This window comes from Parapedobacter sp. 2B3, from assembly GCF_041925275.1.
GTDB classification, from domain to species: domain Bacteria; phylum Bacteroidota; class Bacteroidia; order Sphingobacteriales; family Sphingobacteriaceae; genus Parapedobacter; species Parapedobacter pyrenivorans_A.
The window spans coordinates 17,306-42,953 of the sequence record NZ_JBHEUZ010000004.1 but is presented as its reverse complement, the minus strand read 5'-3'; the positions used below and the strand labels follow the sequence as shown (position 1 = coordinate 42,953).

General features: G+C 46.9%; 21 protein-coding genes. 15 read left to right on the top strand and 6 right to left on the bottom strand.

Annotated features, from left to right (window positions below; translation table 11 throughout):
- Positions 1-18: 18 nt before the first annotated feature.
- The 3 genes from ACEVG1_RS06035 to ACEVG1_RS06025 are packed head-to-tail and all read right to left on the bottom strand — an operon-like array spanning position 19 to position 2,816.
- Positions 19-1,062: an adenylate/guanylate cyclase domain-containing protein gene (locus ACEVG1_RS06035; protein WP_374742687.1), complete on the bottom strand. Its 1,044-nt coding sequence runs from the start codon at positions 1,060-1,062 to the stop codon at positions 19-21.
- Positions 1,055-1,438, bottom strand: coding sequence for a response regulator (locus ACEVG1_RS06030; protein ID WP_374742686.1), 384 nt, complete (start codon positions 1,436-1,438; stop codon positions 1,055-1,057). The genes ACEVG1_RS06035 and ACEVG1_RS06030 overlap by 8 nt, the downstream gene beginning before the upstream one ends.
- A gap of 7 nt (positions 1,439-1,445) precedes the next feature.
- On the bottom strand, positions 1,446-2,816 hold the full coding sequence (locus ACEVG1_RS06025; RefSeq protein WP_374742685.1) for a sensor histidine kinase: 1,371 nt from the start codon (positions 2,814-2,816) through the stop codon (positions 1,446-1,448).
- Between the two features lie 138 nt (positions 2,817-2,954).
- Here ACEVG1_RS06025 and ACEVG1_RS06020 point away from each other — a divergent pair, with 138 nt between their 5' ends.
- The 7 genes from ACEVG1_RS06020 to ACEVG1_RS05990 all read left to right on the top strand — a co-directional run bounded on the left by ACEVG1_RS06020 (position 2,955) and on the right by ACEVG1_RS05990 (position 12,329).
- On the top strand, positions 2,955-4,976 hold the full coding sequence (locus ACEVG1_RS06020) for a hypothetical protein (RefSeq protein WP_374742684.1): 2,022 nt from the start codon (positions 2,955-2,957) through the stop codon (positions 4,974-4,976).
- A gap of 7 nt (positions 4,977-4,983) precedes the next feature.
- Positions 4,984-8,382 (top strand): hypothetical protein, encoded by a 3,399-nt coding sequence (locus tag ACEVG1_RS06015; RefSeq protein ID WP_374742683.1) that lies wholly within the window; start codon positions 4,984-4,986, stop codon positions 8,380-8,382.
- Between the two features lie 257 nt (positions 8,383-8,639).
- Entirely contained in the window at positions 8,640-9,578 is a 939-nt protein-coding gene (locus tag ACEVG1_RS06010; protein WP_374742682.1) for a helix-turn-helix domain-containing protein, read from the top strand.
- Between the two features lie 56 nt (positions 9,579-9,634).
- Positions 9,635-9,889: a hypothetical protein gene (locus ACEVG1_RS06005; protein WP_374742681.1), complete on the top strand. Its 255-nt coding sequence runs from the start codon at positions 9,635-9,637 to the stop codon at positions 9,887-9,889.
- A gap of 356 nt (positions 9,890-10,245) precedes the next feature.
- A complete protein-coding gene (locus ACEVG1_RS06000) occupies positions 10,246-10,863 on the top strand; it encodes a hypothetical protein (RefSeq protein WP_374742680.1) in 618 nt (205 codons plus the stop codon).
- A gap of 88 nt (positions 10,864-10,951) precedes the next feature.
- The gene (locus tag ACEVG1_RS05995) at positions 10,952-11,647 is read left to right on the top strand and encodes a hypothetical protein (RefSeq protein ID WP_374742679.1); all 696 of its coding nucleotides are present in this window, start codon (positions 10,952-10,954) and stop codon (positions 11,645-11,647) included.
- A 79-nt stretch (positions 11,648-11,726) separates the two neighbouring features.
- A complete protein-coding gene (locus tag ACEVG1_RS05990) occupies positions 11,727-12,329 on the top strand; it encodes a hypothetical protein (protein ID WP_374742678.1) in 603 nt (200 codons plus the stop codon).
- A 68-nt stretch (positions 12,330-12,397) separates the two neighbouring features.
- Here ACEVG1_RS05990 and ACEVG1_RS05985 read toward each other — a convergent pair whose 3' ends face one another.
- Positions 12,398-12,799: a MerR family transcriptional regulator gene (locus ACEVG1_RS05985; RefSeq protein WP_374742677.1), complete on the bottom strand. Its 402-nt coding sequence runs from the start codon at positions 12,797-12,799 to the stop codon at positions 12,398-12,400.
- A 94-nt stretch (positions 12,800-12,893) separates the two neighbouring features.
- Here ACEVG1_RS05985 and ACEVG1_RS05980 point away from each other — a divergent pair, with 94 nt between their 5' ends.
- Both ACEVG1_RS05980 and ACEVG1_RS05975 read left to right on the top strand, forming a co-directional pair.
- Complete coding sequence (locus ACEVG1_RS05980) at positions 12,894-13,343, top strand: hypothetical protein (protein ID WP_374742676.1); 450 nt, start codon at positions 12,894-12,896, stop codon at positions 13,341-13,343.
- Positions 13,343-13,672 (top strand): YnfA family protein, encoded by a 330-nt coding sequence (locus tag ACEVG1_RS05975; protein ID WP_374742675.1) that lies wholly within the window; start codon positions 13,343-13,345, stop codon positions 13,670-13,672. Before ACEVG1_RS05980 ends, ACEVG1_RS05975 begins: the two co-directional genes overlap by 1 nt.
- Positions 13,673-13,722: 50 nt before the next feature.
- Here ACEVG1_RS05975 and ACEVG1_RS05970 read toward each other — a convergent pair whose 3' ends face one another.
- Positions 13,723-14,184: an Lrp/AsnC family transcriptional regulator gene (locus ACEVG1_RS05970; protein ID WP_374742674.1), complete on the bottom strand. Its 462-nt coding sequence runs from the start codon at positions 14,182-14,184 to the stop codon at positions 13,723-13,725.
- A gap of 192 nt (positions 14,185-14,376) precedes the next feature.
- Here ACEVG1_RS05970 and ACEVG1_RS05965 point away from each other — a divergent pair, with 192 nt between their 5' ends.
- The 6 genes from ACEVG1_RS05965 to ACEVG1_RS05940 all read left to right on the top strand — a co-directional run bounded on the left by ACEVG1_RS05965 (position 14,377) and on the right by ACEVG1_RS05940 (position 24,481).
- Positions 14,377-15,420, top strand: coding sequence for a PLP-dependent cysteine synthase family protein (locus ACEVG1_RS05965; protein WP_374742672.1), 1,044 nt, complete (start codon positions 14,377-14,379; stop codon positions 15,418-15,420).
- A 905-nt stretch (positions 15,421-16,325) separates the two neighbouring features.
- Positions 16,326-16,913, top strand: a complete 588-nt coding sequence (locus ACEVG1_RS05960) for an RNA polymerase sigma factor (protein WP_374742671.1) — start codon at positions 16,326-16,328, stop codon at positions 16,911-16,913.
- A gap of 65 nt (positions 16,914-16,978) precedes the next feature.
- Positions 16,979-18,085, top strand: coding sequence for a FecR family protein (locus ACEVG1_RS05955; protein WP_374742670.1), 1,107 nt, complete (start codon positions 16,979-16,981; stop codon positions 18,083-18,085).
- Between the two features lie 130 nt (positions 18,086-18,215).
- Positions 18,216-21,557: a SusC/RagA family TonB-linked outer membrane protein gene (locus tag ACEVG1_RS05950; RefSeq protein WP_374742669.1), complete on the top strand. Its 3,342-nt coding sequence runs from the start codon at positions 18,216-18,218 to the stop codon at positions 21,555-21,557.
- An 8-nt stretch (positions 21,558-21,565) separates the two neighbouring features.
- The gene (locus ACEVG1_RS05945) at positions 21,566-22,936 is read left to right on the top strand and encodes a RagB/SusD family nutrient uptake outer membrane protein (RefSeq protein ID WP_374742668.1); all 1,371 of its coding nucleotides are present in this window, start codon (positions 21,566-21,568) and stop codon (positions 22,934-22,936) included.
- Positions 22,937-22,954: 18 nt separating this feature from the next.
- The gene (locus tag ACEVG1_RS05940) at positions 22,955-24,481 is read left to right on the top strand and encodes a TlpA family protein disulfide reductase (protein ID WP_374742667.1); all 1,527 of its coding nucleotides are present in this window, start codon (positions 22,955-22,957) and stop codon (positions 24,479-24,481) included.
- Between the two features lie 58 nt (positions 24,482-24,539).
- On the opposite strand, the gene ACEVG1_RS05935 is transcribed toward ACEVG1_RS05940, so the two are convergent.
- Positions 24,540-25,616, bottom strand: a complete 1,077-nt coding sequence (locus ACEVG1_RS05935) for a hypothetical protein (protein ID WP_374742666.1) — start codon at positions 25,614-25,616, stop codon at positions 24,540-24,542.
- Between the last annotated feature and the right edge of the window lie 32 nt (positions 25,617-25,648).

Below are 25,648 nucleotides of genomic sequence, written 5' to 3'. Positions count from 1 at the left end.
CCCGTTGATAAACCAAGGCTACGCCAGTACTTCGTAGATGGAAACGGGCTTCGCTTTGTTCTTCAGTTGAACAGGTCCAATTTCCTGAAGACTAAACGATTGTTTCACTTGCTCATACACCTGTTGGCTTACAAGGATCTGTCCGGGCTTAGCAACCCCCTGGAGGCGCTGGGCCACGTTGACCGTATCCCCGATGACCGTGTAGTCCAGCCGTCTCAACGAGACAGACCCGATATTACCCGAAATCATTTCCCCCGAATTGATGCCGATAGAGACCCGGGGCTTGAATGCATCACCCCCCAAATCGACCGATTCGATTCCGGCAATACGTTCCTTAGCAGCCAGCGCCGCTTCTATGGCTCTATCCATGTGGTAATCGCCCTTAAACACGGCCATGACCGCATCGCCCATAAATTTGTCTATGTGGCCACGGTGATTGATGATTTCTTTTACAATCACATCGAAAAGGTTGTTGAGCATCTTCACCACGAGATCGGCCTCCGCATTTTCCGTAATCGCCGTAAACCCGCAGATGTCGATGAATAACACACTCCCTTCCACGGTCTCATTATCCAGCAAGCTCTTTTCAAACTCCTGGTGGGTCATGAAATTAAGTACGTTCTCGTCAACGTACATTTTCAGGATATTATTTTCTTTGATGGCCTGCAAGGTGCTCTTCAATTGGGCCACGTGTTGGAGCGTCTTCTCGATGGTCGTATCAAGGTCGTCGAAATTGACCGGCTTGAAGACGAAATCAAACGCACCCCGGTTCATGGCCGTACGGATATTGTCCATATCGCCATAGGCGGACACCATTACCGCCTTGATGACCGGATTGGCCTCCGGCAATTTGGTGAGCAGCGTCAAGCCGTCCATGCCCGGCATGTTGATGTCGGTCAGGATCACATCGATGTCGTCGTGCTCTTTCAATAAGGCCAGTGCCTCATTTCCGTCGCGCGCAAATACGAACGAATAAATGCCTTCGCGGATTTTTTTGCGGAATTTCTGGCGGATGAGTATTTCCAGATCTGCCTCGTCGTCTACTACCAATAACTTAGCCATGTGCATCAAGGTCTTTTAACTTTTCTTTCAATAACCTGAAATCTAACGGCTTGGTGAGGAAATCATTCGCACCCAGCTGCATCGACTGGCGGTAGTTGCGCTCATCGCTGTAAGCCGTAATCATCATCACGAAGGGCGGTGCCGAGCCGTGAGATTCACGGATGTGCTGCAATAACTCCAACCCACTCATACCCGGCATATTCACGTCAGACAGGATGAGCACCACCTCCGATGCTCCCGACTCCAAGTAGGCTACCGCCTCTTCGCCCGAAAGGGCGAAATGGAGCGTCACCTCACCACTTTTGATTTCCCTGCGGAACCGCTGCCTAAAAAGGGGTTGGATATCGGCTTCGTCGTCTACAACTAATATATTCATGGTCATCTTATGCTGGTATGGTAATGGTGAATGCCGCATATTGCCCTTCCTCGGTATCTATCCGCATCTCGCCTCCATGCACCTTATGGATGATGTCATAGCTCATCGAAAGGCCCAACCCGGTACCCTGGCCGGTGGGCTTCGTGGTAAAGAAAGGCTGGTACACCTTATCAATAATGGCTTTCGGAATGCCCGTACCATTATCACGTATGGTAATTTGCACACCCTCGCGCCCATCGGGCAGTTGTACATTCCGCGTAGCCACGGCTACCAGCGGCTCATAGCCTTCCGGCGCATTATTTTTCTTCTTTTCACTAACCGAGTAAAACGCGTTGTTGAATAGGTTGAGCAACACACGCCCAAGGTCTTGCGGTACCACCGCGATCCGGCGTAGGTCCGTCGCAAAATCGGTCTCCATCGAAGCATTGAACGACTTGTCCTTGGCTCGCAACCCGTGGTAACTCAACCGTATGTATTCATCGGCCAACGCATTGATATCGATCTCGGTCTTCTCACCGGTGCTGCTCCGCGAATGCTGTAGCATACTCTTCACGATACCGTCAGCGCGCTTGCCGTGCAGCGTAATCTTTTCGAGGTTCTGGGTGAGGTCGCCGATAAGCTCTTCCACTTCGTCGGCGGCGTCTTCCGGAAGTTGCGCAAGCGGGCCGGTTTTCAGCTCATCGAGCAGCTCGATGCTCACCTCCGAAAAGTTGTTCACAAAGTTCAACGGATTCTGTATTTCATGGGCAATGCCCGCTGTCAGCTCACCCAGCGATGCCATTTTTTCGGAATGGATAAGCTGTGCCTGCGTATGTTTCAGTTCCTCCAACGCCTCTTCCAACTCTTCCTTTTGCTGCCGTAGCTCGGCCGTACGCTGGGCTACCTCGGCTTCCAGGTTTACCTTCAGTTCGGCCATGACACGTACCCGCGTTTCTTCCGCTTCCCGCTTAATGCGCTCACGTTCCAATGCCTTGCGCTGACTGCGGTTAACGAACCACATCGCGCCAAACCACAATACCCCAAACAAGTTGGCGCTCTCAAACACGTACTCATAGGAGTCGTAGAAGTCCGCGGCTACCTCTTCCACCAAGTCTCCTGCAAAAGAAAGCACCATGTAGGGAATGATCGAGTACATCAGGCTTTTCCCTACGCCGAGTTCCTTGCGGGTATAGATAAGCCACATCAGCGCAACCACACAGGCCCTGATACCTACATCGATGATGAACGAATTGGTGACCACATCCAGTATCAACAGTCCAATCGCCACGTAACGGCCTTTGAGCAAATAGCCGCGGATATCGTAGTCCGCCTGACGCGGATCAACCTTCTTGCGTAGATAGTCGACAAGGAGGAGTGCAAAAAGGGGTTCTATTATCATGCAGCCATCGGATTTGGGACTCAAACATAGGAAAATTTGGGTTTACATACAATAAAGGAAGCGAACAGGTAACAATTCCCTCCGCCTGTTGATATACGCATACAGAATCAGGATAAACAATAGGTTAAACGTATGACTATGCAACAGCTGAACTATTTAACATTCCTTATGGTCGCCACGATGCTTTACGCGGGTGCGGGCTTTGCCCAGCACCGTCCCACGGTATCGCTTGGCGCCGCACTCGCCGCAAAGGACGGCCGTAGCGATTCCACTCATCTTTTCGGCACGTCGGGACTGACCGTGGGTCTTTCCATGCCCGTTTTCAAGCGTGAGTCCTTTTCGTTGGGCATCGGGGTCGCGGGCGACTACCTATCGGCAAAACGGACACCTACCGCCTCATGGCAACCCATATCGGTGGTTGACGGTATCACGCTATCGACCGACCTGGGCAACGCTGAAATGGCGCAACGCCAGTTGCGGCTTGGCGCAGGCCCCGAATTAAACGTCAAGTTAGGAAACAGTGTTACGCTTTCGCCAAAGTTCCATATCGGCTATGCCCAAACGCGGCGCGATGGGTTTTCCGTGCGCCAGCGGGTGGAATACGGCAAGGAGACGTTCGAGAAAGAAATCTATGGTCAGGACCGCGTGGCTTCCAACGGGCTCTTTTATGCGCCCAAACTCCGCCTGTCGGTCCCCATTGGAAAGCGGCTTTCCGTATGGGGCGAAGTCAACTATACTTTCCAGCGCGCCGTCGTAGACACGCGCACACTCCGGTTCGCCTCACGGCCCGATGAAAATGGCAGCTATGATTTTGGCACGTGGGTGGAGGCACAACCCCAACAGCAACGGCTTTCCGACGCGTGGAACACGCCGGGTGGACGGGCGGGCCTGTCATTCGCATTGGATAAACCGAAGCAAGCGGGGCAACCCCCCGTATCTCAAAATACGGGAAACAGCCTGGTGCCGAACCGGCCAACAGCACAATCCCCGACAGCGGAATCGCAGACCCAATTACGTAAACTGGTAACCCTGGCGCCCGAGAATAACGCGCAGTACCGTAACGCATCGGAAATTAAATCCTTGCAGTGGCGCCTTGTGGGTACGCCGATGCCGGCCCCTGCATACGTGGTGGAACTCATCCGGCTGGATAGCCGCCGCAAACCGCAGCGCACGCACATCGGCAAGTCCGCCACGCCGACCATCGCCATCACCGAATTTGCCAATGCCGACCTAACGGATGGCCAGTACCTGTGGCGCGTTACGGAAACCACTACCGGGCTGGTTTCCGATACCCGGGCGTTCGCTATCTCCAATTGCGCGGTCGACTTCGCCATTGAAAACGACAGCATCGAGTGCCTCGGCTATGAAGGCAACGACCGCAAATACCGCATTTGCTTCGACGCCTCGTATGTAGCGGCCTCGGGCGACCTCACCTACAATGACCCTACATCCGGATTGTTTGTCTACGACCAGCAATACAATCCCCTTACCTATACATTGGTCGGCCAGAACCCCAGCCTGGTCAGCCAGGCCGGGGCCTCACTTTCAACGGTGCATTACTGCGTGGAAGTGACGGTCCCATCGACCGTCAATGCCATCGGGCTGGCACTGCAGGGCGACGACCTCGACCCTTCACCCGTGCTGTGCCAGCCGGGCGTGAGCCTTTCCATCGACAGCCTGCCGGATTGCCTTTGCAACGACTGTGAAACGATGGAAGTATCGTTTGACGACATGGAGATCACCCCACACAATGCTACAAGTACACAGTACCTGTTCGATGGCAGCATCTCGGTAAACCAAGCGGTATACGGCATCGAGGTACAAGTACTTTCCTATCAGTATTCGGCAAATCCGGGCGGGTGTACTACGGGTGTCAACAGCGTCGAAACATCGGGTATGATCCTTTCGGGCATGTCGACCATCAATGGCTCGGGCAATCTGCAGGCGGCCACCAAGGTGGTACGCTACCTCAGCACCTCCCCCATTACCGGGCCCATACCGCTGCACCTCGTCATCGGGCTGCCCGGCACGCTGCCCGGTTTTGACGCGGATTGCTGCGCCATCAACTACGAGGTTTGCCTTAAAGTGAATGTATTGTACGAAGACGGCAGCTGCAAGGCCTGCTCATTTATCCAGTGTTTCCAATTCGACAACCAATAAACAAGTCATGAAGAAATCCATTATATATACCCTTAAGAGTTACTTACTCGTACTGATGCTTGTTAAAGCAACCACCGGCTTCGGCCAGTTGGTGATCGACGACAGCCCCGTAACGGCGTCATGCGACCTAGGCGGATACGGAACGGTGGTCATCAGTGCGCCCCGTGAAGTACTGACAGGCGACAACATCACGCTCACTACCGTATTGCCGGGCAGCCTGCCGCCAGGCTCCACCAGCAGCATCACCATCACACGGTCGTCAAACCTGCAATTCCAGGCGCAGGGCGCGGTACCGGTTGCTCCTGTTCCCGGCGATCCGCTGTCGCACACCAATGTCAACCCGATTATCGGCAACGACGGACAGACGTTCGATATGTTTTACCGCTTCCCGCCATACATCACCTGCAACGGCAGCGTAGGCACGCTAACGGTAACCGTAACCGTGGATACCGGCAATGAACAGCTTTCGTGTACGGCTTCATTGTCCGTCACCGGTCGTGCAGCCAACTACTGGACCGCCGAGAAGGCGTTCGTCCGAGGCAACCTGGCTTGCGGCGTTTCGGTCTGGAAGTTAACGCTCACCCACAACAACCCCAACCCTCCCGGATTGGGCGATTATAGCATCGGCGGCACCTTTACCGAAGACCCGGCCATGACCGTCGTGAGCGGTGCCACCACCACGATTGACAACTTGCAAACCACTTCGAACGGTAGTTTTCCCTACATCGTGGAGATACAGAACTGCGGCGAGGTGGGCAGCACCCTCATCAATACGGCCGACTACCACTTCACCCTGGGCAACGGCTGCGAAACGATGACAGGAAGCGTGCAGGCCGAGTCGCCGGTGCTGGCCATGCCCAATGTGGCAGCCAACTTTGAAAAAACCGTGACCAGTGCCAACAGCGGTCCTTTTGCACCCGGCTGCATAGGCGAGTACGCCATTACGGTCACCAATCTCGGCAACGTACCGCTTGCCGACATCGAAATCACCGATAACATCAACATCCCCGGCATCACCGTTGACGCACCTAACACCATTGCCACCGGTTGGACCTGGGTAAACAACAATGGTGTGTACACCTTCACCAAAACCGACGGTCCGCTGCCGGTAAACGGACAGGCAACCTTCCGCTTCCGCTTTACCATCAATGCCAATACACCGTTGGGAACGGTCGTATCAAACACGGCCCACCTCAGCTACCAGCCCGAAGGCTTCGGCGGCGGCAATAATCCCGACGGCGGCACCAGCGGACCGTCGCCGTGTCCGGGCGTGGATTGCCCGGAGATTGACGGAACCGTTGAAACAGATGAATACACTGTCGATTTCACTGTGGAACAACCGGCGCCGGTACCCACCATACGCAAATGCATCATCAATCCGCCCAATGCGGTAAACCCGCCCATTTACCAGGTGGGCGACGTCATCCATTTCAGGCTGCAGGTCGGCAACCTCGGATCCGCAGACATGGATGCGGTGGTTGCCGATGCATTGAATGCCAACGGCCAGCAATTGCAGCTCATACCCGGCTCCATCCAGTACGCATACTACCCGAACCACGGAAAGATAACCAAATGCAGCACGCCGCTTCTGGGCACGCCCGAACAGCCGCCTTTCAGCGTGGTGGCCAATACGGCCGACCTGCAACACCCCTCATGGACCGTGACGGGCATGCCGGGTACCTGCCAATGGAATACGGGCAACTACCTGGTCATCTACTTCGATGCCTTGATTTTACCACAGCTGCACGGCAACCGGACCAATACGGCAAGCCTCACTTATGACGGACTGGTGTATACCTCCAGTGCAGCGTATACCATCAACCAGTGGGGATACCTTGATGTAAATAAGTACGCAGACGCGGAAACTGTCGAAAGTGGCGCATCGTTCAACTACATCATCGAGGTCATCAACAACGGCAGCGTACCGTTGGACAACGTGACGGTGACCGACCCATTGCCCGACTGTGCCGTGGTGCGGGGAGCGATCTCGGTGGTCGACGACCTGGGCAATCCCATCGCCGCCACTTCGTCGGGCAACCTGCAAATACAGGTGAACGCCACGGCGGCCATCCAACCGGGCGGCAAATTCATTATCACCGTACCGGTGACCAAACAGGGACTCGGCACCTGCTGCAACGTGGCCGTATCGGCAACGGGCAATATGGTGACCAACGGCACATTGCTCGACGCCAATGATGGCAGTGAAGAAGCCCCCGCTGCCTGCGTAACCAGCACGGGTTGCTGCGAAATACCCGATTTCGATGCGACGCTCGTGTACCGAAACGGCCAGTACGAATTACAGCTGCAAGGTGGTGCTACTCCCATACAGGAAGTGGAAATACTGATGGCCGACTACCATGTGGCTTATTCGGCGGCCGATTGCCAACCGGCCGACATGGGTATCTTTGGTTTGCTCACCACCAATACCAACCAATTGGGTAACCTCACGCTGCAAGCTGGCAGCAACAACAGCACGTCCTTGGTTTGGTCGCCCGGATCGCCAAGTGTACTCCATACAACGGTGCAACTTGACGTATCGCAACCCAATGTACTGGACATTGAATGCTGCGAGGTGGAATTCGCGTTCTGCCTCATCGTGCGGGTGAAAGATGTGAACTGTAACGTTTGTGAGCGCAGGATCTGCTTCTCGCCTGATGATGCCGAGAAACCCTGCGACATCCAGATCGAACCGATTGGACAAACGGAAGCGCTCTGTGCCGACAGTACGATAACCGTAAACTGGACTGGCGGTGTCCCTTCGGGCGAAGTGGATATTATCCTAATTGATGGGCAAACTGGCACGCCCTATCAAGTTGTAGCTTCCGGCGTCACCGACAATGGAAGTTACACCTTCACGTTGCCTGCTGGGCTGCCCTGCGATCCACCGCGCCCGTGGATCGTTGTGGTAAAAGATTCCCACGGCGACTGCATGGCCCGGAGTAATCGCTTTCGGGTAGTATGCTGCCAGACCAGCGATTGCGGCTGCGGAACGTGGCTCGACCACACCGTAAACATTTTCGAACATGAAGTAGTTCCCCCTCGCGATCCAAGGCAGCGGATCAACGTGTCGCCCGATGCCGGTTATCAGGTGGATTGCGGCGACAAAATCAGGCTGAGACGACATAAAACCTATGTATTCAATGCTCCGGCGTATGCGTGCGCACCCGAAGGCTGCGAGGTCAGCTTCCAATGGCAAATCACGCGCCCGGATGGCACTACCCTGTCGGGTAGCGGCTCTTCCGTATCCCACTATTTCGATTGGGTTGGCCGGTACCACATCACGTTCACGCCGATTTGCGGTGGCCAGCAGTGCGACCCCTGCACGATTACGGTAGACATCCCACGCGACGTGATTACCGTGGATGACGAAGCTACGCCCGGATTCGCTATCGATAGGGACCGGTAAAGCAATCCCTCACTCTCCGCACAAGAAAGAGCCGCTTTTGAAGCTGCTCTTTCGTCGTTTAAAGGGATTTTTGCCTTTTTCGTTGTTTCTTTTTTTATTTTTTACTCGATTTGGCGGAGTTCTATTTTTTTCCTTTTCTAGTTCCAGTTGCCAGTATCGAAGCGTTAAATTGCTATCTTGCGCAAATCCTGGTTGGCATACCTTTCAATAACGGGCCATGAGCACCTTATCCATATATATAACCAGTTTGACTACCAATGAGCATAAACCCTTTTTTCCGATCATTTACCATCGTTGCCAATGGATCGATTGATAGTAAACCTGTTTTAAAAGGCCTGCATCTGCGCTTTCTTGAACGGGAAACACACCTACCGATATCCGAAACGCTGTATGCGGCAGCTCGGGCGATAGGCGATATACAGATCATGGAAATCAAAGGTGCGAGCGATTCGGCGCAGGTGATCGAGTTTCCGCAGGAAGAAGAAAGATTTTTTATTGTTTACCAATTTATAGGCAAAAGCGCCTTCGCCGCATCCGGCTCCCGGCAGCTCAAATCGGGCCAGCACATCGGCTGCCATGCCGCCCTGGGTGAAAAGTTGATTTGTAGCATAGACCGTGGAAAAACCTGGATGCTGCTCATTGGCGTATCCGGCAAGGCACTCCGCTCAGTACATTCGGAGTTTCCTACACTTGCCGAAGCCCCCCATTCGCCCCTGGCCATCGGCTACCGGCAGAACAACCTGTTTGGGAAGATACAGGAACTCAAAGGAGGTGTCTACTCGCTAAACGTTAAATTGAATTACCGCATCGCTTTACTCATCGAGCAGTATCAAAAAGACTTAACCGCCCACCTAAAAGCGGTAAACAATGCCGATATTGCCTTGTACCATAAGGCAGCGGCCTACATTCAGGAACATTATATGGAGCGTAAATTAACGCGAAAGCAGATTGCTGACGCCCTTTTTGTTTCGGTACGCACGCTCTACCGGGCATTTGAAGGGAAACAGCTAACCATCAGCAGGGCCATCCAGCTGGTCCGTCTGCACAAAGCACGCGAGCTGCTCCGTAATAAGCCCGATGAGTCCATCGAACACGTGGCTTCCGAATTGCATTTCCCGGATACGCAGCATTTCATCCAATGTTATACGGAGTTGTTTAAGGTTGCACCGGGAGCGGAACGGAAGCGACCTAGGTGAATCGGGATTCGACCTGGGTGTAATTTGATTTTCCGAAAGTAAGTTTGGATTTTACCGTGGTAGATTCTGATTTTACCATGGTAATTCCCGATTTAACCCTAGTGAGTTTCGATTTTACCGTGGCAACTTCCGATTCGACTGTGGTAGAAGGAAAATTTACCTTGGTAGATCCTGATTTGACCATGGTAATTCCCGATTTAACCCTAGTGAGTTTTGATTTTACCGTGGCCATTTCCGATTCGACTGTGGTAGAAGGAAAATCTACCATGGTAAGTTCCATTTTTACCGTGGTCATTTCCCGCCCGACCTAGGTAAGTTTTGATTTGACCACGATTATTTCCTGTTCGACCGTGGTAGAAGGAAAATTTACCGTGGTAAGTTTTGATTTGAACAAGGTAAATTCCTGTTTTACCTTGGTAAATCTCGATTTAACCTAGGCAAATTCTGACTTTACCTAGGTAAGCTCTTTGCGAAATCCGCAATAATCGGCATTCCTGATATCATCAGACCACATTGGTAAAAAAAGTGTGCCAAAAAGATTTTCGGGGTACCCTGAAAAATGGCACACTTTTCTTCGTTTTCCGACAATTTGAACCTCACCTTTGTTCCTGTTAGCTAACAGGAATTGTAAATAAACAAGATTTTTTAACTTTTAAATGTAAAAGAAATGAAGAAACCAACAATGAATTTCAAAAATCTGGATGCTGCGCAGTTGTTGCAGTTTGCAGAAGAAATCCACAACAAGATGACGGACAACATCGACATCTTCGCCACACCGACCCCCGATCTGGCCACGTTGGCTACGGCCACCACTGCCTACCGAGATGCGGTGACCGAGGCGGCCTTCAACGACCGCCGCGCCATATCATTTCGCAATGATAAGCGCGGCGAACTGGAAACCGTAATCAGTGATTTGGCTAAATACGTGGAGATCACTGCACGCGGAAACCAGACCGTTATCCTGAGCGCAGGCTTCCTGCCCACCAAAGATTCCTCGCCCGATGCGGGGGTGAACCCCAAAGTGGAAAGGCTTGCGGTGCAGGCCCACGGACTGGGTTCCCTAAAGATCGCGGCTAAGGTAGCGCCCTGGAAAAAAGCCCGCTATTACCAGTTCGAATACCGGAAGAAGGAAGTTGGAGCCGAGTGGAATACCATACTCAGCCCCACGGCTACGCTGGATATCGAAAACCTGGAACCTTTCCAGGAGTACGAATTCCGGGCATCGTACCTCGGTAAAAGCACCACGCCCGTTTACAGCGACGTCGTGTCGACGTTCGCACTCTAAGGCGTGCGTGAACTGAACCATCCCTCCCGGGGCGCCCCGGGAGGGATGGTTTTAAAACCAGAATGATTCGTAACTTTGAACACGTACAATGATGAAAGAGATTGTTAAACAACACCCGCTACGCCCCATCATCCTTGAGTTTGATATGGCAAAGCCGGCGCTCGACTTCGAGACCGACGCGCTTGCCGCCTATTACCGGCAGCACGACCGGACCTGGGAGACCAAGCAGCGGTTGCTTCAGCACAAAGACGCGCTTTTCCAGCTGGAAGTGAAAATCACCGAACTGGAATACCTCCTCCTGCCCACCGAGCAGCAGCTCGACTTCCTGGAAGCAGGTTTCCAGCTCACGGACCAAAACGAGCTTCCTTTTATTGAAGAAGAGTTTACCATCGATGTGGGCGATTTCAACCAAGGCGTCGTTTACCACAACCGCGAACTGGTGGAACTGCACGGCCTGGTCGTGGCCGAACAGGAGTGGTTCAACGAATGGGCAGACTTCATCTACGAAAACGAAGACTGGTTTGATGAAGCGGATGATATCGGTGACAAACTGATTCATAAAGTCTTCCGCCACTACGAAGAGGTGTCGGTAGACATCGTTTCACTGGATCGCGACCAGCAGGAGTTCTTCGGTACAGTGGGTGAGGTAACCGAACTTCAGAACGAATATTTTGACTACGGTGAAACCATTTTCAACATGTACACCACGCTGCATGAACGGTCGGAAAAGGTTTACCGCAGGGCAGAGCGGATCAATGATCATATTGATAAGAACATCTTGTAGCGGGCATTGCGCTTCCTACCGCGCTCCATCAGAAAAGCGGCCACCTCGTTTCGGGATGGCCGCTTTTTATCATGATGTAATGAGCCGACGATGGGATTCGAACCTACGCCTAAATGCGCTCTATTATAAGTTGTTACAATATGGAAAGAAAAAAAGCGCCACGAATGACACGGCAGCACTAAAACTAATTACCAAGATAATCGCCATTGTGGTGCGGAACAATATGGAGGATTTTCATGCCGGGGGAAACCTCTCGGATAGACAAATGGCAAAATTGAACCCGTTAATAAGAGAGGGGATTTTCAATGCCCCGTTTGCAATTATCCATGGTGATAAAGACGATTACCTGAAGCAATACATAGGTTACCACTTGCAATCCATCCCGAATTATTGGGAAGACCCTGAATTAATCGCCAAGCTACAGGCTGTTTGCGACAAGCTGCAAACGGCTAATTCAGCGAAAAGGGAGATACGTTTTAAATCGGAGTTCTTAATGGAACAATACGAACTCGGGAACATTTACCCGGCATATAACGGCTCTATCCAACTGCTTGGTGCTTTTGACTTTAAGGGTGTTGACTATGACCATCGGAAAAAACACAAGGATAAAATAACCTATCAATTACGGAAGGAAGGTTATTTCTACAGCATCTACCATGACGGTTACCTTAATACCAAATGAATTTCAAACCGATTGGACCGTCCGCTACCTTAATCCGTGGCATCCTGTAAGAATATTCAGTTAACTGCTCAATGGACGAATACCGGACATGTCGCACCCGGCGTTTTCAAATTGCCTGATTCGTCTTGACATCCGCGCTTCCCATCCAACAACTGCTTTCTGACTGCTTTCAGCTCACTGATCTTCTGTTCAATCAACAGCACTTTCTCGTCGATTTTATGTGATAGATTACCACAGGTTGCCGTTTGGGCATCCAGCATATCCAATAGACCGGATACTTCTTTCAACGTAAACCCAAAATTTTTCAGGCGCTTAATAGAAAGCAACCTTTCCAGAATATCATTGGAATATTCCTTGTAATTATTGAACCTTGTATCGCCCCTGCCCGGAATTATTAGTCCCTGTCTCTCGTAAAACCTAATAGTATCTCTTGACAGTCCGGAAGCTTTCGACAATTGACCGATCAGCATCGTATTTTTTTTGATTTTTCACTTGACAGTGGACTATACTCCACCGTTTACATTTGCAAGGGTAAATATAAGTATAACATCGAAAACAATGATTATGGCAATCGGCACATTAAAGACCTCCCTGCTCTGCTCACTTTTTTGCATATCAGTGTTCAACAGCAAAGGGCAACAGGAATCAACAACGGTAGTTATGAACAAACAGGAAAAAAAGGGATGCAGCGTTAGCTGTACGGCAAAGAACGGTTCTTCGGAAATGGTTTGCAAACTTACAAGCCCAGAGTTGCGGGAAAGGAAAGAAAGTGTCATCTGGAGGCTGAAAAAACAAATGCTGGAAAAGCGGGAGCTGAGAAACGGTTATGCATTCCGCTTTCCCGGTTCTGACCGTATGCTGGATGAGTTAACGGAGTTCATTAAAACGGAAAGGGAATGTTGTGATTTCTTTATATTTGGCCTTTCCGTAAGCGGAGACAAACGTGAGGCTTGGCTTGAATTAACGGGCGCTGACGGTGTAAAAGAATTTATTGTAACAGAACTTGGTCTTTAATGGATGTAATCAGGTCGTTGCCAATATTCATACTTGCCGGACTCTGCGAAATCGGGGGAGGCTATTTAGTCTGGCTTTGGCTTAAAGAAGATAAACCCTGGTGGTACGGGGCTATAGGTGCCGTGACACTTGCATTTTATGGTGTGGTAGCAACCTGGCAGACCTCGAATTTCGCACGCGTATATGCGACGTATGGCGGGATATTTATTGTTATGTCCATCCTGTGGTCCATGAAATTCGATAATTACTCACCGGATAAATACGACATTGCAGGAGCTCTGATTGCTTTACTGGGTGTCTGTATCATTTATTATGCACCCAGACAATAAAGGCTAATCACCCTATTGTATCAAAAGGCTTGTTATGCAAGGTAAAGAGATTATAAAGGATAAGCTGTGTCGCTTTTAGGTGCTCTTAGCACAAAGAAGCTCTGCACGGTACTGATGTTCGGCAGTTTCGCTAATTTCTCCCGCAGGAAAATGTTGTAAGCCTCCATATCACAGACGGCGATACGCAGTATGAAATCATACGCACCGGTCATCTGCAAACATTCCATCACTTCATCAAACTTCACTACTTCGGATTCAAACGCTCCCAATGTATCCGCCGAGTGGGATATAAGCAGTACATGTGAAAAGGCGATCAGGCTACGGTCTATCTTTTTGCGATTAAGAATCGCTACCACCTTTTCTATGTAGCCTTGCTCTGTGAGCCTACGCCGGCGTTCCTGGATAGTGGCAACTGAGCGATGCAGCATGACCGATAGTGCCTTATTGGTCAGTGTTCCATCATGCTGAAGGATGTCCAGCATTTTCATATCAACAGGGTCAAGTTTTTCCATTACATGGTGCTTTAGTGGAATAATCGGTAATATCCTTTTTTCAAAAAAGATTTCCGGCAAAAATATCATTATACTTTAAATACTCCGGCATTATGATGGTTTTTATGCAGATGCATTGTTATTTATTACAGCAAACCCGAAAATTGTCCCGTTGGCATGAAACAAATGAAACGGCAAAGAACTAATTATTGGATGCATACAGAGACTGAGAACAGATTCCTCCACCTGGAACGTCTTGTCGGCAATACACCTATGCTGATACTCAAATACGTATACAGGGGTAAACCCGGCCGTATCTTTGTTAAATGCGAACAATACAACCTCACCGGCAGCGTGAAGGACCGGATGGTATTGAATATCCTCAAAACCGCTTACCGGCGGGGAGCCATCCAACCGGGAAATGAGTTCGTGGAAGCCACCAGCGGAAATACCGGAATTTCGCTGGCTGCAATAGGCAGGGCACTTGGACATCCGGTGCACATCATCATGCCCGACTGGTTAAGTACCGAGCGTTTTGACATCATCCGCAGTTATGGCGCTACCGTCACAAAAATCAGCAAAGCCGAAGGAGGTTTTTTAAGGAGTATTGACCTCGCTAAAGATATGGCACAATCAGGGACAGTCTTTCTGCCCAGCCAGTTCAGCAACCCAGCCAACCCTGCTGTGCATGAACATACCACCGCCCCTGAAATCATCGACCAGTTACAAACATTAGGTCTGAAACCTGATGCGATTGTTGCAGGTGTGGGCACCGGCGGAACAATCATGGGAGTGGGACGTGGAATACGCAAACACTATCCCTCTGCGCTAATACACCCGTTGGAACCTGCTGAAAGTCCTACGCTCAGCACAGGTTATAAAGTGGGGGAACACCGGATACAGGGTATTTCGGACGAGTTTATCCCGCGCATTGTGCAACTCAATGAACTGGATGATATCATCCGTGTGCATGACGGTGATGCCATCATTACAGCACAGCAGCTCGCTGTGCAGGCAGGATTGGGTGTCGGTATCTCGTCCGGTGCGAACGTCGCCGGTGCTATCCGGTTGCAGCACGAACTGGGGCCGGAAGCGGTGGTAGTTACACTCCTTTGCGACAGTAATAAAAAGTACCTGAGTACCGCACTAACAGGGAAGGAACCTTCCATTCCCCACTATGTCAGTTCTGCCCTGGAATTTACAGGATACGACACCATCCTTAGTGAAAACAATACGTTCATGGGAAACAGCCGGTAATTGTAACGGCTGTTTTCGGTGTTTGCAAGCAGTCCCCGGCGCGAGGCGGGGGGCTGCTTATTTTAGAGGGTTCTAAAACGTTCTCCCTGTATCATCCTGATTTTTTTTTTCACATAACAATCAGACCTTACTTGAGCCTTTAATTTCACGCGACATCCGGTATAGACATAACGGATGTTATTTCTTAAATCCATATAGATGATTAAACACTTACTGCACTAAAGATACAAAATTTCGGAAAGGGCTAAAAACCAGAATCCCACCTGGCAGTGGCGGGATCCTGATTGAAATTTGCTGCCGAAGCAGCGTTGTCTAAAAATAGCAGTTGACCGGTAGTGACCGGCACCATATCAACTGACATAAAAATATGAAATTTCAACGAGACAGCCGAATAAAAAGGCCGCCCTGCGAAAAGGACAGCCCTGTAGTTGATTCGTACTAATATTAAACAAGCAATGATTGTCGGTGGAAACCAACGGTCATTACGATATGAGGTTCTTTGAAAATAGCCCGACTGGAAAATCAGGCTGTATGACTATGATTTCTGCCCATCTATCATCGAATGAACAGAATGTTGATTACTTACGTTAAAGATAATGAAAAAGTCCGATTGAAAAACCGGACTGTACGTTAGTTTAACTATTGTCCATATGCCGAACAATACTCATTATGCCAACATAAAAATATGAAAATAGCCCGATTGGACAACCGGGCTACTACAATTGAAACTGTTAAAGTACTCACAATCGAAAAAAATATTTGCAAAAAATCTACTGAAAGGTACAAAAATGTCCCCGCACGCACAACTTACGGGAATAAATGGATGATTTCCGTTAAAACATCCATAACAATTATACAACATTAACTTGAAATCACTAAATTTGACCCACTAACTATTCACCCGCGTGAAAACCCTGAACGCCACCGATGAAAAGGCACTGCTTCAACAATTGCGGGATGGGGACGGAACAGCATTCACAGCCATATACAATACTTACTACGGTACACTCTACCTTCATGCCTACAACCGACTCCGCAATCGCGAAATCGCACAGGACATTGTCCATGACCTATTCACGAATCTCTGGTCAAAAAAAACACAGCTAACCATCTCCGAAGGATTGTCCTCCTATCTCTATACCGCTGTGCGCAACCGCATCATTGATTATGTATCCCGGCAGGAAACCAGCTCACGTTACATACAATCCCTCGGAAACTTTCTGGAACAAAACCCGGATACACCCGACCTGAAAGTAGAAGCACAGGAGCTTGCTGCAATGATCGAAAAGGAAATCGCCGGGCTCTCGCCCCAATTGCGTGTTGTATTTGAATTGAGCCGCAATGAGCACCTCAGCCACAAAGAGATAGCAGCGAAGTTGAACTTGTCAGAACAAACAGTGAGGGGCTATATCAAAAACGCGCTGCGCACCCTACGGCTTAAATTCGGTGCGTATTTTTTCCTCACCATTTACCTGCTGCTGAAATTATTTTAATTTCTTCCACCCCCATACGTCGCGTTCATCCGTCACATACAGTAAACGGGATCATCCGCGCTGTCATGGACGAAAACTTACACAAAGCAAAAGAGCTGCTTCGGAAATACCGGGAAGATTCCTGTACCCCTGATGAAAAAGCGTGGGTAGAAAAATGGTATACCCAACTTCATGACGGGGCTACTGATCTTACCGATACTGAGTTGGCGGATGACTTGGCGTCACTCAAAGCCAAACTGGACCACATCCCGCAACAGAATCCATTCAACCGGACGTTACTTAGCATAGCCGCCGCCATCCTGGTCCTGCTTTCCGTCGGGGTTTTGATTTACAGGTATCAGCAACAGAAACAACCAGACCACAGTCTTACAAGCCAATACGGCGGGGATGTATTACCCGGTGGCAACCGTGCTACATTGAGTTTTTCAGGCGGCAACAGCATTACCTTAAATGAAAACAAGGATGGTATCGTAACGACTACGGAACAATATACTTATACCGACGGCGAACCGGTGTCTGCAACACTAAAAAAGACGGAGTATGCAACTTTGACCACGCCACGTGGCGGACAATACCAAATCACATTACCTGATGGCACCAAGGTATGGCTCAATGCCGCTTCATCGTTGCGGTATCCTGTTGTCTTCAATGCTGGTGAAAGAAAAGTAGAACTTACCGGTGAGGGGTATTTTGAAGTGACACATGACGAGCAGCATCCGTTTATCGTCGAAAGCAAAGACCAATCTGTACAGGTACTGGGGACAAGTTTCAATATCAATGCATACACGGATGAAAATATCGTTACCACTACACTGGTCAGCGGCAGCGTAAAGCTATATCAAAGCCGTTCCGACAAAGAACAACTGTTACAACCCGGGGAGCAAGCCGTATTGCGGGGAGAAGCATTCAAAGTCCAGCAAGTGGATGTGGGAGATTATACTTCATGGAAAAATGGCCTGATCGTATTGAATGATGCTGACCTTTCCACCATCATCCGGCAGATCGAACGCTGGTACGATGTTGAGTTTATTATGCCGGAGACGACAGCGGCATATAAGGTATTCGGGGAATTAAACAGGGATGTCAACTTATCACAGATACTTAATGCCCTACACGAATACTACGGTTTAAATTTCAAAATAGAAGGAAGGAGGATTATCGTAAGCAAATAACTACTTCATGTGTTTGCCCTGGTAATATAAAAATGCCGGAAGTGCTTCGAACCACTTCCGGCGATTGCCAGGCGTTCTCAAAATTCATCGCGTACTAAGCAACATATTTTTCACCTAACTGAACAAAAGTATGAATTTAAACATTCATGCCCATGCAATCAGGTCAAAAAACATAACGGCCTTGCATGGCAGGGGCAGTCACCCAATTATCAAGCTGCTCATCATGAAGCTCATTATCTTCCTCACTATCGGATTCAGCCTGCAGGTAAGTGCGAATGCACTCGGACAGCGCATTTCGCTGAGCGTCAAGGAGGCTTCGTTCAAAAGCGTGCTGCAGTCCATCCAACGTCAATCGGGATATTCTTTTCTTATCCGCAATGACCAGATGCAGCAAGCCCGCCCCGTGACACTCAATATTCAATCAAAAGAGATTACCGAAGTGTTACCGGTACTCTTCAGTAGCCAACCCTTTTCTTACGAAGTTGACGGGCAGCTGATTAAAGTTGTACCTAAATCCTTATCTAATTCAAAGTCAGCGGAAGAACAACAAATCACCATCAAAGGTCGGGTTACCGATTCTCTGAACAATCCCTTAATCGGTGTCACCGTACAGGTCAAGGAAAGCGGATGGCAGACCATCACAGACCGGGAGGGGCGTTACGAGATCGAAGGTGTCTACCCGACGGAGACCTTGCATTTCCGATTGCTTAGTTACGAGCCTTATGAAACTCCTGCCAACCGACCAGAAATCAATGTAACGCTCCGTCTGCTTCGCACTGAAATTGAAGAAGTGGAAATCAATGCAGGTTATTATACCGTAAAGGATAGAGAGCGTACCGGAAGTATATCCAGAATAACAGCAAAGGAAATAGAAATACAACCTGTCAATAATCTCTTGCAAGCGATGCAAGGCAGAATTCCGGGAGTTGAAATTGAGCAGTTGACAGGCGTTCCTGGCGGAGGCTTCAAAGTTCAGATCAGGGGAAGGAATAGCATGTTGTTTGGAAACGATCCTCTATATATCATTGATGGGGTAATATTTCCTTCTGAAAGAATAAACCTGGCAAATTCAACAATACTCGGAAATGCAAGCCCTCTGAGTATGATAAACCCGAACGATATTGAAAGCATTGTCGTGCTTAAAGATGCTGACGCCACAGCAATCTATGGTTCCAGGGGTGCTAACGGTGTCATCTTAATTTCAACGAAGCAAGGAATAAGTGATAAGACACAAATAAATATTGATTTTTCCCAAGGTGTTGCTCGTGTAGGGAACAAAATGGATCTACTTAATACGCAAGATTACCTGGCAATGAGACTTGAATCTTTCCAAAACTACGAATTGTCACCTACAGCCGCTGATTTAGATTTGACAGTTTGGGATGAAAATAATGATATAGATTGGCAAGAGGAAATAATCGGAGGTACTTCAAATATTACCAATGCATCTGCCGGAATAACAGGTGGAACATCCTATACCAGATATATGTTGACCGGCACACATTATGTTGAAGGGACTGTCTTCCCCGGAAATTTTCGTTTAAGCCGTAGCGGTATACATACCAATATTAGCTTTGGAAACAGACTGGATAGATTTCAAGCAAATTTCACTGCTAATTATTCAGATCAGAAAAATGATTTGCCGTTCGATGACCCTACGTTTAATATTTTTCGTGCACCCAACGCTCCCGCACCATTGGATCAGGAAGGCAATCTAGTTTGGTATTATAACGATGCCGACATAGGTACTAATCCTATGGCTTCGTTACTCAATACAACTTCAGCATCTACGAACACACTTCTGGTAAATACAAATATTGATTTCGAACTTTTTGAGCATTTTCATTTAAGTAGTTCCATTGGTTACAATAAAAACAGTCGTGAGGAATTAAGTAAAATGCCCAATATTGCACGCAATCCTGCTACTAATCCTAATAACATCCATCGTCAGAGCCAGTTCGGAAATACGTCCCGAAATTCATATATTTTCGAACCACAAATTCGTTATAATGTAGCGGTTGGTCAGGGAGAAATAAATTCATTGATTGGTTTAAGTTTCCAACAATCTGTATTGACCTATAAAAATATCCAGGCATCAAATTTCAATAGTGACGAATTGCTGGAAAATATCTCCTCCGGAGGTTTGTTAAGTATCATTGAAGATAGCTACACAAAATACAGATATACCGCAGGGTTCGCACGGATTAATTACAGCCTGAGAAATAAATACTTTCTCAATTTAACCGGAAGACGAGATGGTAGTTCCCGCTTTGGTCCGGGAAGGCAATTTGCGAATTTTGGCGCCCTGGGGGGTGCGTGGCTGTTTTCCGCGGAACGTTTTATTAAAGATTACCTACCGCTAATTAGTTTCGGGAAATTAAGAGGTAGTTATGGAATTACGGGGAATGATCAAATACCCGATTATCAATATATGGATTTGTATGTCGGTAATTCTTCCTATAGCGGAATACCTTCACTCTATATCAACCGAATAGCAAATCCCGATTTTGCATGGGAGACAAATGAAAAAATAGAAGGAGCGGTAGAAATAGGAATAGCGGAGAACAGGTTTAATTTTCAGATTGCGTATTACAGGAACAAATCATCTAATCAATTATTAGGAAATCCTTTGCCTCCCAGCGTTGGTGCAGACAATATTATCGCTAATCTACCCGCGGTAGTCCAAAATACAGGGTGGGAATTTGACGGCTCACTAACATTTATTCAAAAGGGAAACTGGCATTGGTCTACTAATTTCAATTTGAGCGTTCCTCGAAACAAATTGCTCGCCTACCCTGATTTAGCCACATCCACGAATCGCACAATATACATCATAGGACAACCTCTGGATATCCGTAGATTATATAACACATCTGTTGATCCTGCTACAGGTATGTTTGTCGTCGAAGATTATGATGGTAACGGAATTATTGACTTTAATGATCGGTATTTAACACGAACTGTCGGACAACAATTACATAGCGGTATCCAAAATTCAATACGATATAAGAACTTCAATGTTGATTTTCACATATCTTATGTTAAGCAAAGGGGCAACAGTGTTGCTTCAAGTATAATATTGCCACCCGGTTCGTTTTTAAATGCACTTCCTATTGGAAATCTGCCGGCCTCTTTTTTAGACGTGTGGAAACAGCAAGGTGATGAAAAGGACTGGCCGAAATTTTCCCCGACGCTTTCCGGGATTAATAGTTGGAACCAAAGTGTTCGGGATGGAACACAGTCCATAGAAGACTGTTCTTTTTTACGACTGAAAAACATTTCAATTGGCTATAATCTACCCTCGAAGTTATCTCAGACCTTACATCTTGATAACCTAACGTGCTACGCACAAGGACAAAACCTCTTTACTATAACAAGCTATAAAGGACTTGACCCTGAAAGCACTAATTCGACAGCATATAAGCTTCCCCCCCTGCAAGTATTTACTCTTGGAATAAAAACCACTTTTTAGGAAATGTCATGAAATACTATAGAATATCTTTTCCCATTTGCCTCATAGTCTTTTGTTCATGCAGTCAATTCGTGGAAACTGGACCGCCGAGAAATAGTCTTGTCCCTGCACAGATATTTTCGAGCAATGAACTCGCCCTTTCTGCTGTCCTCGGCCAATATGAGCAAATGTCGAGAACCGGGTACTCCTCCGGAGGATTACGAAGCATAACACTTGCACTGGGGCTGTCAGCAGATGAGTTTTTAGCTTACGGACAGGAAAACCTGCAGATTTTACACCATGAATTAACTACAGATAACAATTACATATCCAGTTTATGGTCGGGAATGTACAAACGGATATATAACATAAATGCCATACTGGAAGGGTTAAGGAATAGTGACAATATCTCTGACAACCTAAAAAGTCAATTAACAGGCGAATTACTATTCCTTCGGGCATTCCATTATTTCTATCTGGGAAATATTTTTGGACCTGTACCGTTGCATTTAACGACTGACTACAAATTAAATACTAACGCAACCCGTACTCCACTGGATTCAGTTTATTACCAAATTCTCGTGGACTTAAATGCGGCCGAATCATTATTAACTGACAATTACCCCTCCGCGGAACGTATAAGACCAAATAAGTCCACTGTACATGCTTTACAAGCTCGGGTTTATCTTTTTTTAGAGGAATGGGATAACGCTCAACATTATTCGAACTTGGTATTAGGGAAAGTAGACGTTTACCAACTATTGCCCCTCGACCAGGTTTTTCTAAAAAACAGTCTCGAATCTATTTGGCAGATTCAGCCAATGGTTGGTCAAAATACACCTTCCGGGTCCTTATTTATTTTGACAGCTCCACCACTGGGTACTCAGGTTGCTTTAAGGCCGGAATTTATATCTGACACAGTCGAGTCTGAGGATAAAAGGAAAGTTTTCTGGGTAGATAGCGTAACAAATGGCGGATCTACATTTTACTATCCTTTCAAATATAAGGTCCGGGCGTCCTCAATTGTTACAGAATACCATTCCATATTCCGTTTATCCGAGCAATATCTGATTAGGGCAGAAGCCAGAGTGCACCTGAATGATAGAGACGGTGCGATAGAAGACATTGACAAAATCAGGTCGAGAGCAGGCCTGTCCACTATATTAGACCACAACCCCGATATTTCCGACGAAGAATTACTTGTCGCAATTCACAAAGAGAGACATGTGGAATTGTTTTCAGAATGGGGACATCGATGGCTGGACCTAAAAAGGACTAACAGGATAAACGACGTCTTGAGTAGCGTAAAATTAAACTGGAGCCCCGATTTCATTCTATTTCCCATACCCAGGTCAGAGACAGAACGAAACCCCAATATTTACCCGAACCAGGGTTATTAACAAATTCAGGCGTTAACTATGAGATTCACAAAACTAATTGCAATCGGCATAATATTGATTTCAAATCTAAACTATGCTGAATCAAAAGATGCGCAACCCGCATTCGAAGGAATTGTAAGGCTATCAACGGGCGAATTAAGTAAAAGCGACACATTTTATGTTCACTATAGGGAGCCATTTGCCCCCCAAAGCAGAAACGACACGAGTTTCAAAGTTATTTCAGATAAAGATGGGGCGTTTGCTTTTTCATTACCCTACTTCCCGGATCCCCAATTAATATACATCACGTTAAAGTACTATGCCAATGGCAGGATAAACGTTTCAAGAATTGCAGTAAACCAGCTGGTAAAGTCAACGGATAGAATATTCATGGAGGTAATCAAAACAGGCAATAGTGATACTGATTATGTTATATTTAGTGGGTATGGAAGTGAAAGGTATCAAGCTACTTACGAGCTTGAAAAAATTTGCAGTTACGATCTAGGTTTTGGAGAATATCGCGAGCGGTTCAAAAAAATCGGGTTCAGAAAAATTGACATGGACGATATTTCCGGGTTAAAAAATGTATTGATTAGATATGAATTGCTGACGCAGGAACTTTTAGACAAAAAAACAGCCATAATAGGAAAGTTTGATCTAAGTAATTTCGATCAATATTTATTGGCTTATAATACAGCCCCTATCTATAATGACTGGGTGTGGATGACGGAAGGGATTTTCAACCGATTAAAGGAGAATGATAAAGCAAGAAAAATTATTGTAGAGTATCTTAATCGTAATGTTAAGCTTTTTTCATACCCTATTAATACTTCAATGGGTCTATGTCCTGCTTTCATTAAGAATATAGCCGCTACAGAATTTCGTCTCTTAAGAATGAATATATATCCTGAGGAAGTAAGTTATAACGATATATACAATTTGTTCTGCCAAAAATATGACGGATTAATCAGGGATCAATTGTTAGGCAATCTATTTTGTTCTGGAACAGGATGGTTAGGGAAGGAAGCTATATCACCAAATGTAGTAGATTCATTGCTTAAGGATAGTGAGCAGTATATCTTGACAGATAATGTAAAAATGTCGTTCAATAACTTGTTGAAGTTGTCACCTGGAAACCAGGTGTTTAATGGAAAATTTGTCGACACCGAAGGAAAGAACGTAACATTAGACAATCTTAAAGGCAAAGTCGTTTTTATTGATTTTTGGTTTACAGGCTGTGGTGCATGTGCAACATTCCACAGAATATTCCACAATGACGTATTCCCTGCATTGAAAGATGAGAAGGATTTCGTTTATCTTTCCGTTTGCATGGATAAAAACAGTAGTACATGGATGAACGGCATTAACAATGGAGTCTACTCATCACCTGATTACCTAAACGTGAATTCACCTTTAGGAGAAAAGGATCCTTTTGTTGAGTATTATGAACGGAAGACATTCCCATTTCTCCTATTAGTAGACCGGGATGGCAAAATTTTCTCATCCGCGATTGTCCCTACACCACAAGCAATGACAGAGCTGATACATCAAGCTATTATTCAATAAAACATCTGAATATTATGAATATTCAAAATTGTAATTACTATTGACAAATCAAAATACTCTAGTACAGTGGATTATCCTTACAGGTAAACCGCACCAGGTATTGACCATAGATGGCGAAAATTTGATCCTTATGAATAATGAACTCTCTTAGTTTTATACCCCGATACTTTGGAATGTAGAAGCTAAACAAATACTTCCCATCTATTCCGGAATAGGTATCAACAACCTGATTATTATTAAAATCAGCATCACTTTCATTATCGGCTTTTAGGGCTGAAGAAAGAAGAAGATTTTTTCCTGATACCTCAATACCTCTATTCACTGGACTGGGAGTAGTAGATGGTGTTATTGAGATTAATTTCCCGTGAGCTCTAATTTCTTTTAATGGTATTACAACCTGACTTATCGTGTCAATGGTGTTAATGGTAAAGAGTAGATTTAAATTGCTGTCTAAACAATCCACCTCGCCTCGATAAGCATACATATAAAATATCCTTGACAACGTTTTATTGAATCTTGATTTCCCGTCAGTACAAAAAAATCCATCTGCTTGCTTTCTAAGCGAGTATGATTTCTGTATTGCTCCATTAGAATAGTCGATCTTCACATACTCTCTACTTAGTGCCTCGCCTTTCACGACAGTGTTTCTACCGATAACTGTTTTCCCTGATAAAAATACAACATTGTCGAACCTTGTCCTTGGTCCATGCCCCGATGAGAGATTACTGTTTGATTTATCAATGGAAAACATATAACCCGAATCATTAATAACAATACCTATAGTACTATCTGTTACACTTGAACAAACCGCTTTTTGTGACATAATTTCATTAGGGAGATTAGGAATCTTCCATATATCCGAAATAGACATAGAAAATCCATCTCTAATGTCAACATTCAAAATAGATGTATAATCCTTGAAGTTTTTTAAATGTAGTAACCCTTCTGATTCACCTGCGAAAAAGCATATATCGGATGGGAGCTTCAGAACTTTATTGACGGTAAGATTAACAGGTTTAATCAGTCTTTCAAATCCATTTTTAGGATTTGTTCTTATCCTGATGATTGTCCCATAGCTAAGTATAAGTACAACAGATGTAATGGCAAGTATAAGAAGTACTTTTTGTTTCATCATATTTTTTTAAACGGGACTGCCGTAATTGGCAG

Excerpts from the sequence above, each read along its gene's own strand:
- ACEVG1_RS05935 (WP_374742666.1), bottom strand. The coding sequence starts at position 25,616 with ATGATGAAACAAAAAGTACTTCTTATACTTGCCATTACATCTGTTGTA.
- ACEVG1_RS05970 (WP_374742674.1), bottom strand. The coding sequence starts at position 14,184 with ATGGAAAAACTTGACCCTGTTGATATGAAAATGCTGGACATCCTTCAG.
- ACEVG1_RS05975 (WP_374742675.1), top strand. The coding sequence starts at position 13,343 with ATGGATGTAATCAGGTCGTTGCCAATATTCATACTTGCCGGACTCTGC.
- ACEVG1_RS06015 (WP_374742683.1), top strand. The coding sequence starts at position 4,984 with ATGAAGAAATCCATTATATATACCCTTAAGAGTTACTTACTCGTACTG.
- ACEVG1_RS05940 (WP_374742667.1), top strand. The coding sequence starts at position 22,955 with ATGAGATTCACAAAACTAATTGCAATCGGCATAATATTGATTTCAAAT.
- ACEVG1_RS06000 (WP_374742680.1), top strand. The coding sequence starts at position 10,246 with ATGAAGAAACCAACAATGAATTTCAAAAATCTGGATGCTGCGCAGTTG.
- ACEVG1_RS05980 (WP_374742676.1), top strand. The coding sequence starts at position 12,894 with ATGGCAATCGGCACATTAAAGACCTCCCTGCTCTGCTCACTTTTTTGC.
- ACEVG1_RS05945 (WP_374742668.1), top strand. The coding sequence starts at position 21,566 with ATGAAATACTATAGAATATCTTTTCCCATTTGCCTCATAGTCTTTTGT.
- ACEVG1_RS05950 (WP_374742669.1), top strand. The coding sequence starts at position 18,216 with ATGAATTTAAACATTCATGCCCATGCAATCAGGTCAAAAAACATAACG.
- ACEVG1_RS05955 (WP_374742670.1), top strand. The coding sequence starts at position 16,979 with ATGGACGAAAACTTACACAAAGCAAAAGAGCTGCTTCGGAAATACCGG.
- ACEVG1_RS06025 (WP_374742685.1), bottom strand. The coding sequence starts at position 2,816 with ATGATAATAGAACCCCTTTTTGCACTCCTCCTTGTCGACTATCTACGC.
- ACEVG1_RS06035 (WP_374742687.1), bottom strand. The coding sequence starts at position 1,062 with ATGGCTAAGTTATTGGTAGTAGACGACGAGGCAGATCTGGAAATACTC.
- ACEVG1_RS06020 (WP_374742684.1), top strand. The coding sequence starts at position 2,955 with ATGCAACAGCTGAACTATTTAACATTCCTTATGGTCGCCACGATGCTT.
- ACEVG1_RS05990 (WP_374742678.1), top strand. The coding sequence starts at position 11,727 with ATGAGCCGACGATGGGATTCGAACCTACGCCTAAATGCGCTCTATTAT.
- ACEVG1_RS06030 (WP_374742686.1), bottom strand. The coding sequence starts at position 1,438 with ATGAATATATTAGTTGTAGACGACGAAGCCGATATCCAACCCCTTTTT.
- ACEVG1_RS06010 (WP_374742682.1), top strand. The coding sequence starts at position 8,640 with ATGAGCATAAACCCTTTTTTCCGATCATTTACCATCGTTGCCAATGGA.
- ACEVG1_RS05965 (WP_374742672.1), top strand. The coding sequence starts at position 14,377 with ATGCATACAGAGACTGAGAACAGATTCCTCCACCTGGAACGTCTTGTC.
- ACEVG1_RS05995 (WP_374742679.1), top strand. The coding sequence starts at position 10,952 with ATGATGAAAGAGATTGTTAAACAACACCCGCTACGCCCCATCATCCTT.
- ACEVG1_RS05985 (WP_374742677.1), bottom strand. The coding sequence starts at position 12,799 with ATGCTGATCGGTCAATTGTCGAAAGCTTCCGGACTGTCAAGAGATACT.